1 protein-coding gene is annotated in these 466 nt (G+C 80.9%); it reads right to left on the reverse strand.

Annotated elements, in window-relative coordinates; translation table 11 throughout:
* Positions 1-466 (reverse strand): urease accessory protein UreF (locus tag O3X23_RS38620; protein ID WP_269278280.1); only part of this gene is annotated, 466 nt, incomplete at both ends.

Here is a 466-nt window from a genome sequence, read left to right on the forward strand (position 1 = left end):
GTGCTCCGCGTGGAGGTCCAGCAGCGGGGCGGACGCGGCGGGCAGGGTGGGGATCCCCTCCGTCGCGGCGCGGGCGGCGGCCAGCGCGGCCCGTTCGGCGACGGCGTCGAGTTCGGGGGCGAGGCGGGCCAGGACGGCGCCGACGGCGAAGGGGTCGAGGCCGAGCAGCCGGACGGCGGCGGTGGTCGGACCGGTGACGCATTCGTAAACGGCCGCATGCGCCGCGTCCAGCGGTGTCAGGCCCGCGGCGCGGGCGGTGACACCGAGCACGATCGGCTGGTGGGCGCCGCGCGGGCGGGCGGCGGCGAGCCGGTCGAGTTCCGCCGCGGGCCAGGCGGCCCGGGCGGCCCGCATCAGTTGCCGGCCGAGTTTGCGGGCGGTGGCGCGCAGCGCCGGTGACGGGGTGCGGGCGTCGGCCGCGGCGTCGAGCAGCAACGGGTCGAGGCCGGCGCCGGCCCCCCCGGCG

This window comes from Streptomyces sp. H39-S7, assembly GCF_027158205.1.
Lineage (GTDB): Bacteria > Actinomycetota > Actinomycetes > Streptomycetales > Streptomycetaceae > Actinacidiphila.